At 58.3% G+C, this 15,021-nt stretch carries 18 protein-coding genes and 3 tRNA genes; 6 read left to right on the top strand and 15 right to left on the bottom strand.

The features are described from left to right. The first annotated feature begins 121 nt into the window (after positions 1-121). Entirely contained in the window at positions 122-580 is a 459-nt protein-coding gene (locus FJ490_RS05840) for a YidB family protein (protein WP_140493557.1), read from the top strand. Between the two features lie 83 nt (positions 581-663). Here FJ490_RS05840 and FJ490_RS05835 read toward each other — a convergent pair. Both FJ490_RS05835 and FJ490_RS05830 read right to left on the bottom strand, forming a co-directional pair. Continuing rightward, a tRNA-Gly gene (locus FJ490_RS05835) sits at positions 664-737 on the bottom strand. Positions 738-827: 90 nt separating this feature from the next. Beyond that, positions 828-912 (bottom strand) — tRNA-Tyr (locus tag FJ490_RS05830). A 197-nt stretch (positions 913-1,109) separates the two neighbouring features. Between FJ490_RS05830 and FJ490_RS05825 the strand changes: the two genes are divergently transcribed. Then, on the top strand, positions 1,110-1,955 hold the full coding sequence (locus FJ490_RS05825) for an RNA methyltransferase (protein ID WP_140584196.1): 846 nt from the start codon (positions 1,110-1,112) through the stop codon (positions 1,953-1,955). Between the two features lie 54 nt (positions 1,956-2,009). On the opposite strand, the gene FJ490_RS05820 is transcribed toward FJ490_RS05825, so the two are convergent. The 3 genes from FJ490_RS05820 to gcl all read right to left on the bottom strand — a co-directional run bounded on the left by FJ490_RS05820 (position 2,010) and on the right by gcl (position 5,710). Next, complete coding sequence (locus FJ490_RS05820) at positions 2,010-2,897, bottom strand: 2-hydroxy-3-oxopropionate reductase (RefSeq protein ID WP_140728322.1); 888 nt, start codon at positions 2,895-2,897, stop codon at positions 2,010-2,012. Between the two features lie 223 nt (positions 2,898-3,120). After that, positions 3,121-3,918: a hydroxypyruvate isomerase gene (hyi, locus tag FJ490_RS05810; protein WP_140728321.1), complete on the bottom strand. Its 798-nt coding sequence runs from the start codon at positions 3,916-3,918 to the stop codon at positions 3,121-3,123. A gap of 10 nt (positions 3,919-3,928) precedes the next feature. Continuing rightward, positions 3,929-5,710: a glyoxylate carboligase gene (gcl, locus tag FJ490_RS05805; RefSeq protein ID WP_140728320.1), complete on the bottom strand. Its 1,782-nt coding sequence runs from the start codon at positions 5,708-5,710 to the stop codon at positions 3,929-3,931. A 214-nt stretch (positions 5,711-5,924) separates the two neighbouring features. Here gcl and bhcR point away from each other — a divergent pair, with 214 nt between their 5' ends. Continuing rightward, entirely contained in the window at positions 5,925-6,746 is an 822-nt protein-coding gene (bhcR, locus tag FJ490_RS05800) for an HTH-type transcriptional regulator BhcR (RefSeq protein WP_140517623.1), read from the top strand. Here bhcR and FJ490_RS05795 read toward each other — a convergent pair whose 3' ends face one another. The 4 genes from FJ490_RS05795 to FJ490_RS05780 all read right to left on the bottom strand — a co-directional run bounded on the left by FJ490_RS05795 (position 6,747) and on the right by FJ490_RS05780 (position 8,451). Then, complete coding sequence (locus FJ490_RS05795) at positions 6,747-7,106, bottom strand: hypothetical protein (RefSeq protein WP_140493579.1); 360 nt, start codon at positions 7,104-7,106, stop codon at positions 6,747-6,749. 210 nt (positions 7,107-7,316) lie between these two features. After that, positions 7,317-7,622, bottom strand: coding sequence for a BA14K family protein (locus tag FJ490_RS05790; RefSeq protein WP_140493582.1), 306 nt, complete (start codon positions 7,620-7,622; stop codon positions 7,317-7,319). A 219-nt stretch (positions 7,623-7,841) separates the two neighbouring features. After that, complete coding sequence (locus FJ490_RS05785; RefSeq protein ID WP_140493585.1) at positions 7,842-8,048, bottom strand: hypothetical protein; 207 nt, start codon at positions 8,046-8,048, stop codon at positions 7,842-7,844. Positions 8,049-8,280: 232 nt separating this feature from the next. Then, positions 8,281-8,451: a hypothetical protein gene (locus tag FJ490_RS05780; protein ID WP_140493589.1), complete on the bottom strand. Its 171-nt coding sequence runs from the start codon at positions 8,449-8,451 to the stop codon at positions 8,281-8,283. 280 nt (positions 8,452-8,731) lie between these two features. Here FJ490_RS05780 and FJ490_RS05775 point away from each other — a divergent pair. Then, positions 8,732-8,807, top strand: a tRNA-Thr gene (locus FJ490_RS05775). 14 nt (positions 8,808-8,821) lie between these two features. Here the strand turns inward: FJ490_RS05775 and FJ490_RS05770 are convergent. Next, complete coding sequence (locus FJ490_RS05770; protein WP_140728319.1) at positions 8,822-9,745, bottom strand: hypothetical protein; 924 nt, start codon at positions 9,743-9,745, stop codon at positions 8,822-8,824. Positions 9,746-9,820: 75 nt separating this feature from the next. After that, entirely contained in the window at positions 9,821-10,633 is an 813-nt protein-coding gene (locus FJ490_RS05765) for a hypothetical protein (protein ID WP_140728318.1), read from the bottom strand. 312 nt (positions 10,634-10,945) lie between these two features. On the opposite strand from FJ490_RS05765, the gene FJ490_RS32605 reads away from it, so the two are divergent. Further along, positions 10,946-11,323, top strand: a complete 378-nt coding sequence (locus tag FJ490_RS32605) for a hypothetical protein (protein ID WP_181165111.1) — start codon at positions 10,946-10,948, stop codon at positions 11,321-11,323. Between the two features lie 498 nt (positions 11,324-11,821). Continuing rightward, positions 11,822-12,100 carry a hypothetical protein gene (locus FJ490_RS05755; protein ID WP_140728317.1) on the top strand — a complete coding sequence of 93 codons (279 nt, stop codon included), beginning with the start codon at positions 11,822-11,824 and terminating at the stop codon, positions 12,098-12,100. Positions 12,101-12,220: 120 nt separating this feature from the next. Here the strand turns inward: FJ490_RS05755 and FJ490_RS05750 are convergent, their stop codons facing one another. The 4 genes from FJ490_RS05750 to FJ490_RS05735 all read right to left on the bottom strand — a co-directional run bounded on the left by FJ490_RS05750 (position 12,221) and on the right by FJ490_RS05735 (position 14,615). Continuing rightward, a complete protein-coding gene (locus FJ490_RS05750) occupies positions 12,221-12,712 on the bottom strand; it encodes a hypothetical protein (protein ID WP_140728316.1) in 492 nt (163 codons plus the stop codon). Beyond that, entirely contained in the window at positions 12,709-12,915 is a 207-nt protein-coding gene (locus tag FJ490_RS05745; RefSeq protein WP_140728315.1) for a hypothetical protein, read from the bottom strand. Before FJ490_RS05745 ends, FJ490_RS05750 begins: the two co-directional genes overlap by 4 nt. Positions 12,916-13,155: 240 nt before the next feature. After that, positions 13,156-13,578 carry a hypothetical protein gene (locus FJ490_RS05740; protein WP_140728314.1) on the bottom strand — a complete coding sequence of 141 codons (423 nt, stop codon included), beginning with the start codon at positions 13,576-13,578 and terminating at the stop codon, positions 13,156-13,158. Positions 13,579-13,838: 260 nt separating this feature from the next. Continuing rightward, positions 13,839-14,615 carry a hypothetical protein gene (locus tag FJ490_RS05735; RefSeq protein WP_140728313.1) on the bottom strand — a complete coding sequence of 259 codons (777 nt, stop codon included), beginning with the start codon at positions 14,613-14,615 and terminating at the stop codon, positions 13,839-13,841. Between the last annotated feature and the right edge of the window lie 406 nt (positions 14,616-15,021).

Here is a 15,021-nt window from a genome sequence, read left to right as displayed (position 1 = left end):
TCCAATCCCCTGCCGCGTCCATCATTTTCATATGATTGTCAAAAGCTCAAGCCAGCTTGAAATTCCGCCCGATTGCGTCATTGTGACGATGGGACGGGCTTGGTTGACAAGGAGATCCACGATGGGACTGTTTGACAATGCCGTTCCGGGCGGCAACATCACCAAACCCCTGATGATCGCGCTCGGCGCGCTGCTGGTCGGAAAGATGCTGAGCGGCAGGAGTGCCGAACAGCCGGAGCAACCCCAAGCTCCCGTACCGGCCGAGCCCAGTGAAACCACGGCCGGCGATGGCGGCCTGCTTGGCGGACTGGGCGGCCTGCTCGACAAATTGAAGAACTCCGGCCACGGCAACGTCGCTGATTCCTGGGTCGGCACCGGCCAGAACCAGCCGATCAACGCCAACGACCTGGGCAACGCGATCGGACCGCAGGTCATCCGCGAGATCGCGCAACGGACGGGACTCGACGAGCAGGAACTGCTCAAGCAATTGAGCACGGCCTTGCCTGGCATCGTCGACAAGCTGACGCCGAACGGCCAGGTGCCGCAGCAACACCAGGTCGCGTCGGCCTTCAACAGCTGAAGCGAGCGGACAGCCATCCTCTGGAGCGCTGCGCGACCTGGCCGCGCAGTGTTTCAGCTTGCCGATGGCGTGGGTTGGAGATCTGGAGCGGGTAGCGGGAATCGAACCCGCATATTCAGCTTGGAAGGCTGCTGCTCTACCACTGAGCTATACCCGCGCCGTGCACTGAAGTACCGGATTCCACGGAAAAGCGCCATGCGCTTTTCGCCTCCGACACTTTCACGTTTCAGGGCTTCCGGGCCGGCAGTGGTGGAGAGGGTTGGATTCGAACCAACGTAGGCTAAGCCAACGGATTTACAGTCCGTCCCCTTTAACCACTCGGGCACCTCTCCAGTCTGCCGCCGGAGCCATGCAACGAGGCATTCTTGCCGATCCGGACCCGAGTATCACTTCTCCGAAATCAGCGAAGCGCCTTATGGCGGCAAGGCCAGTGGGTGTCAACCGCGTGGCAAGGGTTTTTCGATGTTGTTCGCCGGCTGCGGCGACGGGCCATATCCCTGGCCGCCGGAGACCGCTATAGAAGCCGGCCATGAGCAACAAGACCGGCACCCCGAAAGACACCCACTACGCCAAGCTGCGTCGTGCACACCGCGACGAAAAGAGCGGCGGCGCGCCGGCATTCCGGCCGCGCCAGCCCATGCCGCCGGGCGAGAACGCAGCCGACGGGCTGGTGCGGCTCTATGGCCTGCATACGGTGCGCGCGGCGCTCGACAATCCGCGCCGCAAGATCCGGAAAATGCTGGTGACGCGCAATGCCGCCGAGCGGCTGGGACTGGCCGACCTCGCGGCCCTGCCCTTCAAGGCGGAGTTGGTCGAACCCAGGGACATCGACAAGATCACGGGTTCGGATGCCGTGCACCAAGGCGCGTTGATCGAGGCCGAGCCGCTGAAGCCCAAGCGCCTCGACGCTCTCGGCAATACAAAGCTGGTGCTGGTGCTCGACCAGATCACCGATCCGCACAATGTCGGCGCCATCCTACGCTCGGCGGTCGCCTTCGATGCCGGCGCGCTGATCACCACGGCGCGCCACAGCCCGCAGGAATCGGGCGTGCTGGCGAAATCAGCCTCGGGCGCGCTCGAACATATCGACCAGATCGAGGTGAAGAACCTGGCCGACGCGCTCGCGCAACTGCACGAGGCCGGCTTCCAGACAATCGGTCTCGATTCGGACGGCCCGGCCGAACTCGAAACGAGCTTTGCCGGCGACAAGCTTGCCCTGGTGCTGGGCGCGGAAGGCAAGGGCCTGCGCCAGAAGACGCGCGAGACGGTGACGACACTGGCTCGCCTCGACATGCCCGGCGCCATCCGCTCGCTCAACGTGTCGAACGCGGCGGCGGTAAGCCTTTATGCGGCACGGAAATTCTTGAGGCAGTAGGGCAGTACGGCAGTAGGGTTTCCAAATCGGCCGGAACGGGCGGCTCCTACTGCCCTACTGCCCTACCTCATGCCCGGCCATCCGCTCCAGCGCCCTGACCAGGGCCGAGTGATCCTCCCTGGCGCCGCCATTGGCGGTGCAGGAATTGAACAGTTGCTGGGTGGTCGACGTGTTGGGCAGGGAGACGCCGAGCGCCCTTGCGCCTTCCAGGGCGAGGTTGAGATCCTTCTGGTGCAGTTCGATGCGGAAACCCGGCGCGAAGGTGCGCCTGACCATGCGTTCGCCATGCACTTCGAGGATGCGCGAGGCGGCCAACCCGCCCATCAGCGCCTGCCTGACCTTGGCGGGGTCGGCGCCGGCTTTCGAAGCAAAAACAAGCGCTTCGGCGACGGCTTCAATGGTCAGCGCGACGACGATCTGGTTGGCGACCTTGGTGGTCTGGCCGACGCCGTTCGGTCCGACCAGGGTGATGTTCTTGCCCATCTTCTCGAAAACGGGCCTGGCGCGCTCGAACGCCCTCTCCTCGCCGCCGACCATGATGGTGAGCGATGCGGCCTTGGCTCCCACCTCGCCGCCCGAGACCGGCGCATCGAGATAGTCGCAGCCCAGTTCGTTGATTTTTTTGGCGAAGACCTTGGTCTCGATCGGTGAGATCGAGCTCATGTCGATGGCCAATTTGCCTTTGGAAAGACCTGATGCGACGCCGTTGTCGCCGAACAGCACCTCGGCCACCTCCGGTGTGTCGGGCACCATGGTGATGATGATATCGGCGGCCTTCGCCACGGCGGCATGGCCGGTGACAGTTTTCAGTCCCTTGGCCACCAGTTCGGCCTGTGGCCTGGAGCGGTGGTCGCTGGCGATCACCGTGTAGCCGGCGTCCAGCAAATGTCCCGCCATCGGCGCGCCCATGATGCCAAGGCCGATGAAGCCGATGGTTTCCATTGTGGTTCTCCGTCTTGTTGAGGTTGCGTTCCTTCACGCCCCCCTCTGGCCTGCCGGCCATCTCCCCCACAGGTGGGGAGATTGGCAGTTTCGGCGCTGGCCCCAACTTTCCCGGTTCAAAATTTAGCGAAGCCGCCGGTGACATCCAACCTCCGCCCTTGGTGGGGGAGATGGCCGACAGGCCAGAGGAGGGCGTGAAGGAACGCGAGTTCGATTTCGACAGCTAAGCCGCCGCGCTTCCCTGCCCGGCCAGTTCCCGGAACCACCCCAACCCTTGCTCAGTTCCGGCCTTCGGCTTGTATTCCGCGCCGACCCAGCCGGAATAACCAATGCGGTCGATATGCTCGTACAGGAAGGGATAGTTGATCTCGCCCGTCCCCGGCTCGTGACGGCCGGGATTGTCCGCAAGCTGGATATGCGCGATGCGGCCGAGGTTTGCCTCCATGGTACGGGCGAGATCCCCCTCCATGATCTGCATGTGGTAGATGTCGTATTGCAGGAACAGGTTCTTCGAGCCGACGCGGTCGATCAGCGCCAGCGCCTGGTCGGAATAATTGAGGAAGAAGCCTGGAATGTCGCGCGTGTTGATCGGCTCGATCAGCAATTTGATACCGGCCTGCTCCAGTTTCTCCGCCGCGAAGGCGAGGTTCTCGGCAAAGACATCCTCGAGCACCTTGCGGTCGACACCGGCGGGCGCGATGCCGGCCAGGCAATTGACCTGTGAGCAGCCGAGCGCCTGCGCATAGGCGATCGCCTTGGCGATGCCCTGGCGGAATTCCGGCACACGGTCCGGCAGCACTGCGATACCGCGCTCGCCCTTGCCCCAGTCGCCGGCCGGCAGGTTGAACAGCACCTGTGTCAGGCCGTTCTTCTTCAGCCGCGCGGCCACCATCTCGGGGGCATGGTCATAGGGGCCTACATATTCGACGCCTTTGAAGCCGGCGCGGGCGGCGGCATCGAAGCGGTCGAGAAAATCGTGCTCGCCAAAGAGCATCGAAAGATTGGCGGAAAAACGCGGCATTCTTTTTCTCCTAGTCCAGCATCACGATCGCCGTCGGGGCGTCTTCTTGGTGTTCGGCAAGGTCCTCGAATTCGGTGACCTTGTCGATCTCGGTGCCCATCGAGATGTTGGTGACGCGTTCGAGGATGAATTCGAGCACTACGGGAACCTGATGCTCCTTCATCAGCCGCTGCGCCTGCTTGAAGGCACCGGCGAATTCTTCCGGTTTGCGCACCCTGACCGCCTTGCAGCCCATTGCCTCGGCAACAGCGACGTGGTCGACACCGTAGCCGGCCTCGGGATCGTCCGACCGGTTGATGTTCTCGAAAGCAAGGCTGACCTCGTAATCCATCGAGAAGCCGCGCTGCGCCTGGCGGATCAGGCCGAGATAGGCATTGTTCACGACGACGTGGATGTAGGGCAGCCTGTGCTGCGCGCCGACCGCCAGTTCTTCGATCATGAACTGGAAGTCATAGTCGCCCGACAGCGCCACGATGGTGCGGTCGGGATCGGCGGCGCGCACGCCAAGGGCTGCCGGCAGTGTCCAGCCGAGCGGGCCGGCCTGGCCGCAATTGATCCAGTTGCGGGGCTTGTAGACATGCAGGAACTGCGCGCCGGCGATCTGCGACAGGCCGATCGTGGTGACGTAGGTGACGTCGCGCCCGAACGCCTTGTTCATCTCCTCATAGACGCGCTGCGGCTTGAGCGGCACCTGGTCGAAATGCGTCTTGCGCTTCATGGTCTTCTTGCGGCCTTGGCATTCCTTCGCCCAGCCCGACCAGTCGCGCAGTCTTCCGGCCGTTTTCCATTCGGTAGCGACGTCGAGCAGTATCTTCAGTGCGGCACCCGCATCCGAGACGACGCCGAGATCTGGTGCGAACACGCGGCCGATCTGCGTCGGCTCGATGTCGACATGGATGAACTTTTTTCCCTTGGTGTAGACATCGACCGAACCGGTGTGGCGGTTTGCCCAGCGGTTGCCGATGCCGAACACGAAGTCGGCCTCGAGCATCGTTGCGTTGCCGTAGCGGTGCGAGGTCTGCAGGCCGCACATGCCGGCCATCAGCCGATGGTCGTCGGGGATCGCGCCCCAGCCCATTAGCGTCGGGATGACGGGCACGCCGGTGATTTCGGCGAACTCGATCAACAGGTCCGACGCATCGGCATTGATGATGCCGCCGCCGGCGACGATCAGCGGCTTTTCGGCGGCGTTGAGCATCGCCAGAGCCTTTTCGGCCTGGGCGCGCGTCATCGCCGGCTTGAACGGCGCGAGCGGCTCATAGGCGTCGATGTCGAACTCGATCTCGGCCAATTGGACGTCGACCGGCAGGTCGATCAGCACCGGTCCCGGGCGCGAAGACCTCATCAGGTGGAATGCCTTCTGAAGCGCCATCGGCACGAGATAAGGCTCCATGACCGTGACCGCCCATTTGGCGACGGGCGACGCGATGGCGGCGATGTCGACGGCCTGGAAATCCTCCTTGTTCAGCCGCGCCCGCGGCGCCTGGCCGGTGATGCAGAGGATCGGGATGGAATCGGCTGATGCCGAATAGAGCCCGGTGATCATGTCGGTGCCGGCCGGGCCTGAGGTGCCGATGCAGAGCCCGATATTGCCTGCCTTGGCCCTGGTAAAACCTTCGGCCATGTGCGACGCGCCCTCGACATGACGGGCCAGCACATGGCGGATCGTGCCCCTCGCCTTCAGGGCCGAGTAGAGCGGATTGATCGCCGCGCCCGGCACGCCGAAGGCGCAGGCGATGCCTTCCTTTTCGAGAACGAGAACCGCAGCATCGACAGCGCGCATCCTGGCCATTGTTCCGACCCTCCACAGGGTTGTGATTGTTGGATAACCGAGAATGTCAGCAAGCCCGCTATTTTTCAATTTTTTCAGAATATTTTTTCATTTCTAGGAAGCTGCCGTTGTCATTTGATTTCCTTTCTCTTTTTGTTTTCCAAATAGTGGCAATGCAGAACGCGTGAAAAACTTTTTCATTGTCCGTTCGGGAAAATCGGGCATGATGGCGTAAATGGAAACCGCTGAAAAACGCCAGCGCGGCCGGCCGCGCGCCTTCAACGGCCCGTCGGAAGCGGCTTCGGTGCAGTCGTTGGACCGGGCCTTGCGCATCCTGGCCATCGTTGCCGAAGGCAGCGGCCTGTCGCTGAGCGAGATATCCGCGCAAAGCGGCCTGGCTGCCTCTACCGCCTACCGCATGCTGACGACGCTCGAAAACCACGGCATGGTCGAGTTCGACAGTTCGGACCAGCTTTGGTCGATCGGCGTCGAGACCTACCGGATGGGCGCGGCGTTCCTGCGCCGCCGCAAGCTGGTCGACCGCGCGCGCATCGTCATGCAGGAGCTGATGGAGAAAACCGGCGAGACCGCCAATCTCGGCGTCGCCGAGGACGATTGCGTGGTGTTCGTCAGTCAGGTCGAGACCCACCAGGCGATCCGCGCCTTCTTCCGACCGGGCACGCGGAGCCCTTTTCACGCATCCGGCATCGGCAAGGCGGTGCTGGCCCATCTCGAGCCGGAGCGCGTCGGAGCCATCCTGCGCAAGGCCGGCCTGCAGCGCTTTACCGACAGGACGCTGTCCGACATCCCTGCCCTCGCGCATGATCTCGCGACGATCAAGCTGCGCGGCTGGTCGGTCGACGACGAGGAACGGCACCCAGGCATGCGCTGCGTGGCATCAGCCATCTTCAACGAATTCGGCGAGCCGATCGGCGGTGTCTCGGTGTCGGGGCCGACCGTTCGGGTGACGCCTGAGAGGCTGGCCGAGATCGGCCCGCTGGTGCACAGCGCCGCGGCCGAGGTCACAAAGATGATCGGCGGCGTGCAAACCGGATGATCAACCTGCTCCGGGCAGCGCGCTTCTGCTCGCAAGATCGAAGAAATCGAGCAGGATCGCCATGCCGACACCGCAGGCGGTGAAGACGAGGCCGGTGATGAAGATGCGGTTGGCGCGTTCATAGGCGCTCAGCCGCAGGCACTTTGTGTCGAGCAGAAGCGACAATGCCCGCATCTGCAAGGCGATGCCGGCCAGGATCGGCAGCACGGCGACGAGATGATAGGTCTGCCACGGGATCGGATTGGCGGCCCAATGCGTGATGAAGCCCAGGGAAAACGCCAGCAGGATGCCGACGGCCGTGACCGTGCCGTTGCGGAAAATGATTTCGACCTGTTCCTCTTTCGGGTCCTGCTCGTCCAAGGATCACCCTCCCCCATATCGCCCGCAGATCATCGCCAAAGCAGATTAGGCCTTCGGGAAATGCCTGTACATTGCCGATCGCATCGACAAAACCGAGGACTTTCAGGCATCTCATTGAAAGTCGGCTATCCAACAGGCGTGCCGCTGTCCAAGCAATAGAAAAGAGGCTCGCCTGAGCCCCTCTTCTGGTGCTGAACGGTGCTCCTCCTCTCAGAGACGGCAGTAATGGCGATAGCCGTCGTAACCGATGTAGGTGTCGGAGTCCGGATCGTAGCTCGAATAGCGATCGAAGCAGCGGCGGACATGCCACGAGCCGCCGTCCTCATCCACATAGACAGCGCGGGGCTGGGCAAGCAGGCTGCCCAGGACAAAACCGCCGACGCCGGCGGCGATGCCGATGCCGAGGCCATGGTGGTGGTGATGCGAATGAGCCGCCGAAGGCTGAACGGTGCCGACCAAAGCGGTGGCGGCGACGGTGGTGGCGATGAGGCTGGAAACGAGTGCGCGCTTGAACATGATGATCTCCTTGCTTCGTTTGGAGAGGCGACCCATCCGCCTCTTGATCATCTGTCGTTCGGCACAAGAAAAAGGTTCGAATCTTTTTTGAACGTGAACCGAGGAGGTCGTGCTGACGGCGGCCTGCAAGGGCCTGGCTAGACATTGATGACCGGTCCCATTTCGCCCAACGAAAAAGGACGGCCGAAGCCGCCCTTTCGGGAGAATTGGGTCCCTCCATCAAAGAAAGATGATCACCTTGCCGTGCTTGTGGTAATGATGGTTATGGTGCTTCCACCAAAACTTCTTGAAGTGCTTCTTGTGATGGTTGTGGTGATGATGGTGGCCGTGCATGCCGTGGGCCGACGACGTGCCGACGGTGCCGGCGAGCGCGCCGGTGGCGACGAAAATGGCAACGAGGCCTGAAACGAGAGTGCGCTGGAACATGATGATCTCCTGGATCTTTTGATCGAGGCGACCCATTCGCCTCTGACCATCAGTCGGCGCGGCGCGGGAAAAGGTTCGAAAGGTGGAGGAGATTTTTTTCGGCAAGGCCGGAGACGGGATGAATCGTGAGTAGTGAGTAGTGAGTAGTGAGTAGTGAGTAGTAGGCTATGAGCAGCAGGCTGACTACTGACTACTGACTACTGACTACTGACTACTGACTACTGACTACTATTCACCACCCCATGCCCGTGACATGGCGCAGCCAGAAGGCGAGCGCGATGAAGCCGATGATGGTGGTGACGCCGGTCCAGTCGATATTGGCGTTCTTGACGCTCCTGATAAGCTTCACCAGAAGCATCCAGGCTATGACGACGATCGGCAGGATGATGACAAATCTGATCATGCGACAGCCTCGCCCAAGCGATTGCACCTGCCGTAGATATAGGAAGCGAATTGGCCGTTTTCAGGATGCCGTGCCTGTTGCCCGGCAGCGTTCATGAGCGCCTCAAAACCGACATTTGTCTTTACTGGCGCCGCAAATATGGCTAACCGGTGCCGCATGCCCTTGTAGCTCAGCTGGTAGAGCAGCGGTTTTGTAATTCGCTGGATCAATCAGCTAAGGATTTGGAAAGCCCTAACGTTTTTCAAATCCGGGTTTCAGGGGTATACGTACGGGTAAATGTGCCGCCTTAGCTCAGATGGTAGAGCAGTAGTTTTGTAAACTATTGGTCGGGGGTTCGAGTCCCTCAGGCGGCACCAAATCCTACTCCCTCTCAGATGCCACGTTTCTTGTGCCTTGGGAGGTTGCGCCTAGGGCCGGGCGAGAATTTCGAATCCAGCCCTTTGCGAGCATCGACCTTGTCAGGGAACATCTCCACCATTTTGTCGATACAGGGTGTCAGCATTGAAGTTGCTACCTGTAAGAACATGGTGAGATATCCAAGATCGACCTCGTTCATAATACTCGTTCCCCTGCCATTTGCCTCTAGCCGATAAAATGAGAATGTAAGCACGTGGGTGTGTTGAGACAGGGTGTCCCACATCCAATAGAAGTACTTCGGCTCAATGCCGACATGTTCAAGCTGTTCGTTGCGCGTCCAGATAGTGAGGTCGTTCCCTTCCAAGAGTTTTTTCTGAAGCTTGTCATCAAGCTTGGTAAACCAAGGATTGTTTGTGAGGCGCGAACGAATTTCCGCTGCCTGCTCCTTGAAGCCGTCCCGTTGATCCTTGTGCCCAAGGCCCGCGAACAGGCGCTGACGACGACAACAGTCGTAGAGATTCATTACGTCCAGCTTCGCGCCCCACTCGTCGAAATTTTCGGGGATGTCGACAATATAGGCAAAGAGCATACGCCCCTCTATCAGCGCCCTCACGTGGCCCGCGATTGCTGAAAAATCCCAAAACTCGCTGTCTGACTGCACCCATCGCGATCTTGGGGCGGCCCTAATGATGCCTATCGCGTGCGCGCACAATCGCGTGAAAATGTGGGTTCCGTAGCCAAAGTATGGAACGGCCTCGCGCGGGCCGCCAGCTTGCCCTACAGCAAGAGCTTCACAGACGGCAGCATCGAACTCCGCTAATGCCTCCACGTAGTCCCTGATGGTTAGCTTCGGCGGCGCTTCGTCTAGGGGTGGGATATCTGTATTCCCCTTAGAGGGCATCCGTCCGCTCCAACTCCATGTTGATTCCACCGGCATTTCCGCAGCCTGATTGCGGCTCGCCCTAGCATTATTGCGAGGTCGGGGCTGCACTGATTATAAGTGAAGTGGGCCTCAATACACATATCCCGACATCGACATTAACGAATGCCATGCGAGCCGCACAAATGTTACCATGGTCGGAATAAGCAACAACGAGAAACCAATCGTGTAGAGCATGAAAACGTACAGGCGCGCTCTAAAACGGCTATAATTGAGAGTTTTATACAGCACGAAAGCTATATCCTTCGCGTGAACCGACGACAGATTTTTGAACGGCATGGTAAAGGCCCATATTGCCTTCGGGCTACTCCATACATTGTATGCTATCTGATTTATGTTCGGATACCCTGAGCTTGTATACATCGACAAAAGAAACTCATTTTCGGTTTCTGACGGGTCGGCATTTGTCTCTCTGACACCTGCCCATTCTTTCTGTTCAGGAAGATTCATCGTTGCGTCAAACATCTCGTGTATTAGCTGGCTGAAATCTTCCTCAACTTCTGGAGGATACTCTGGATTCAGAGAGGTGCTTTTTTCATCAAAATATCCCACATGATCGCAATATGCGTTCAACACGAATTGTAAATTTGACTTCGCTACGACGCTATTTTCACGCAAATTGGTTGCAGATAAATACGCGTCTATGTTTGGCTCATTCTTTACCGCGCTTGGGCACAACACGTTGAATATAAACGATCCAAATCCCAATGAGCACAGACCAAAATATAAAAAATAAATGTTATTCGCATAGAACCCGGTTCCGTTACTGGTTGAGCCGGCATCGCCCCCAATATCACGTATGAATTTTGTACTAAATTGAAATACGCTATGAAAATTCTGATTAAATATAATAACCGTCCCTATAAGGGGTATTAGGATGGTCATCCGTACCGCGCGCGATCGTCCGATTACCGCCAATTGCGACCATAAAAGGAGCCCCGATGATCGTTGAGTTATCTCACGCCGATAAGCAGAGTCCGCGAATATTTTTGTCAGAATACGGAGAGGACGTCGAACTACGCCAATCATTTTTCTGCCTACCCTCGGAACGCTCGTTGAACCGTATCGCCCTTGACCGTAAGGGCATCGAACGCAACAGAACGGCTGCACACACGACCGGACTAGCAGCAAATCAGAGCCCAAGGTAAGTTGGCGCAGTAGCCATACGCAAGCGTTTTTGGGCGATTCGGAGGGACGATGAAACGGACCAGCAAAGCGGCCCTAATTTTGATGCTAGCTCTAACAGTCGTTGCGACTGGTCTCGCGATTTTGAGTGCCTGGAGTGGCGATCCTCGAACCTCGAAATTGTTTCTGACGGCGTCCACCTTCGCCGGGATCGTCGCAGCGGTTCAGCTCGAGGTAGCGGGGTTTTTCGGGAAGCTGTTTGACGAATATTCCGACGGGAAGAAATATCCCTTCGGCCCACCATCGCATATCACTCGCGAGATAATTGATCACCCGGATTGGGCGCTCTTTGCCGGTATTCGAGACACGCTTTTTTTCGATACCCGTTTCGCCTTTTGGATTGCTCTGCTGAGCTTTGTACTCTCGTTGATTGGCATCTGGTTGGCATAGCCGCTACCCCTGCGGTTACCCCACCCGCGCAAGGCGGTGCCAATTGCACCGCTGCACCTTGTATTGGTTGCGAAATCCGCGTGCGTTCGATTCGAGCTAGCGCCTGTCTGAATGTTTGCTGCTCTCTCGTCTCGCCTAGCTCTTCGCAAACTGTGAATTCCAGCCTGACCGGCCCGCCACGGTCGCAGTTCCTGCAAAGCAAAGCAGCTCAATAGTGCTGAACAGCGCATCTTTGCCATAGCGCTTGATAAGCGCTTCAGATTTAACGTCGACATGATGTGAGCAGTTTTTGCACCATGCACGTAGGATATGCCATTCGCGCAGATCGCGCAGCGCTACGTCCAGGCGGGCGTGTATGCTGCCATCAACGATGCTTTGTGAGGGATCGCCGGTTCGCTCATCGTAGCAGGGCAAACTACCGACCGACGTCGCCGCAATTGCGCCTATAGCCACAGCGTGGTAAACATTACTCCGCACGTATTTTTTCAGGAGGATGTCATGAAGGCTCTCCTTTTGAGCTTTGCGTTTGTGCTCGGCGCTTTTACCTCAGCTTTTGCGAATAATTGCGATGTAGGCGGGGGCTGCTTTATTTCGTGCCCGGAACCGAAGATTTGCTACGCATTCTTTGACAACCTGGGCATTTGTCGGAAGGGGTGCAATAATCCCTCCGTTGAACGCAAAACGATCAAAATGCTCTCCGAAGGACTGACGAAAGAGGAGAACATGAAGCTCTTAAACGGCGAAGCATTGGACCTCAAGGATACAGAGGTGAAGTAGTACACGCCCGCCGACATGCTGCCCGCCAATCCGGTCTGAACAACTAAGGTTAAGCCCGCTTAGGCGGGCTTTTCCCATGGCACAAACAGCCCAGGCTTCTGTTCGGGTTTGATGTTCCGGTCATTGAACCGACTTGGGCGCAATTGACGCCGCATATTCTGCGACCAACTCGGCCCATCCGTCCGGATCGATGGCTTTGGCCTTGTCGATGTAAAAATGCTCATCGCCCTGCGGCGGTCGCTTAAGCTCCGGTGCGCACACTAGCTGCCCGGCTGCGGTAAGCACTTCCTTGAAGTACTGCGATCCGGGGAAGTAGCCGAACATCGCCTTGCCAAATGCCTTGGTCGATGCGTTCGGCAGTTCGGAATGCAACCACGCTGCAAATGTGACGATATCAGCCGCGTCCAAATAGAGCTTGGACCGGTCCCCATAAACGTTGCGGTCGGCAACGTGGACGTTTGTGCGTTCGGTCGTGGCGTCCAGTTCGTCAACTCGGATCGCGTGGGGATTGATTTGCGGATTGGTGCTTTTCTGTATCTGGAAAATCTTTCCGTTCGTCGCCAGCGCAATATACAACTTCGCGCTTTCGACAAAGATTAGCTGCGTGATCATTGCGAATTGCCCTTGTCTATTGTGATTGACTCGCCCGCTTCGATCTCCCCAAACGGGTCAAACACCAATGCGATCCTGCATGAGTTCGGCATGGGCACCGACTTGCCGTTTAGGTTCGAGAATTGGACTATCTGACCGTCCTTGATTTCAATGAACAGTGTTGCATCGTCCAAGTAGTGAATTGACGCTGTTTCCAGTCTCATTTGCCGAGTTCCTTGTGGGTTATATCGTGTACCGGGTTACGGCATAGCGGCGATTCAGCGCCCACCGTGCAATGTCGTTGGTCCGTATGACCAACATCTGTCCACACCGGAAAGGGATCGGAAATGAGTTGAACGACTGCATGTAGTACAGCCGCTGCATATCCCATCCGAATATCGATGCGGAAAACGTCTCGTCCAGAAGCTCGCAAGACGGTATCGCGACTGTCTCTTGGTGCGTTGTCATGGTGTCTCAATCATCCGGCGATAGATTTCCGCAGCGTCTTCATCAACGAGGACTGTAGTTCGCTGCGGTTCCTTGCGGGCGTCCCCCTTGTGAGTGGCGTCCAGTTGCCTCGCCTTCTCGACCGAAGTCATGATTTGACGCAATTCGGTGCTGTTGATCTCGCCTTCGGAATACGCTTCGATTGGATCACCGCTTGGAATTTCGGCGGGTATGCCACCGGTGGGAATGAGCATCTTCACCAACAGCGAAAGCAGTTGCGTATCGCCACCAAGCGCGGCGGAAATGGCGGTCGTTATGATCGCATCGCCGTGACTGCTAAGATGCTCCAAAGCCCGACGGCGATGAGAGATCGCGCCGCGCCGCCCGCCGAGCTTATTCCCCGGCAGGAACCGTCCGGTGCGTTTGTCCCTGTCGTCCATCACAATTCCGTTTCCCATTCGGTCCTATTCGGTAAATAGCGGTTAGCACCAAGACACCCGACAGCCGCGCTCATTGAGAAATGCGGCTATTTCGGCTGTGGGTGTAAGCGTGGTTTTCCCGTCCCGTTGCGACGGTCGCGGGAACCCGTAGCGAATGCGCCACTTTTCAATCAATCGCCGGTCGGCGTTGAGCGCGGTCTGTATCTCTGCCGCGCTCATCGTCGCTTTCGTCGGCAATGCTACGGTACGAGCAAGGCTGATCATTCCGCGATCTTGCCCGTTGTCAGAAGCCGGTAAGCCTGATCCCGCGAAAGATCGGTCGCCACCGCCACAACGTCGATGATGGATTGCACTGCGCTGCGAACCTCATCGACCGTGCCAGATCGATCCCGCAGAGCGTTCAACGATTGGCGGGCGGCGTCCATGGCAGCGCCTTCATCCGCTCCAAAAGCCAACGGGTCGTTCAAATCGGGCCGGCGCTGGAATTCAGCCTGTAAGCCAGATCGGACGATGTGACGCTTGATGACATACTGATCTTCGACAATCTGCCAGACCGGATCGGGCGTAGCCTCGAAATAGGACCGACCGGCTTCCATGAGCGCCGCGAGTTCTTCTAGCGAGGCGCGCTGTGCGAAGGCTGCCTGACCAGCGGCATCCATAGCGGTGAAGCGGTCCCGAACTTGTACGCGTAGCGCGGCGTTGCCCGGATCGACGGCGGCAGCATTCGCAGCGGCGGCAGCGGCGGCGCGACCTTCGGCAATGCCGGCTTCGATCAATGCCTGCACGGGCGATGCCATGATATCGGCGGCGTCTTTGCGGTTCGCGGCGCTGCGAGCGTCCGGTTGGAACCGCGCCACGTTGCCGGCAATGCGGTCATTATACGATCCCACGGCAGCAACGACGCGAGCAGCCTGTGAAGATACCGGGCTTGTCGATGCAGACAGGCTGGACGCGAAAGCCGCCGTGGCGCTGCGACCATCCTCATGGGCGACGTTAAAGACTGTTGCTCGGTCAGTGTTGGCGAGTGTGGCTTTCATAATGTCGGGTTCCTCTTAGCTTGCTGATTCGCAGTAAACTTTCCCTTATAAAGCGTATATGTCAACATGTCCTCGAGCTTAATAGCGTATATATTTCGCATTGACCGATCCATTGACATGCCAATCAAATATAAAATTGCCAACATCGCGATTATTGTGTGGACTATTCGACGATGTTCTTCGTACCGACCATCGCAAACGACCGCAGCAATTGAGCAGCAAATCAATGATTAAATGCTCACGACGATCAATCCGCAACGAATTCAACGTGTTATTCGCGGTGTTGAGGCGTGAAATAGCGGCCGGGTTCGCGTACGGGTAATTTGCTGCAATTTGGCGGGCCGAGACGGCAAATTAGCGACTGGCGCTTTGACGCTCTAATCGCGCTCCAATCCGAACCGATATT

It is taken from the genome of Mesorhizobium sp. B2-5-11, assembly GCF_006440835.1.
Classification (GTDB): Bacteria; Pseudomonadota; Alphaproteobacteria; order Rhizobiales; family Rhizobiaceae; genus Mesorhizobium.
The sequence above is the reverse complement of the archived record's forward strand: the minus strand, read 5'-3'. Positions and strand labels throughout refer to the sequence as shown.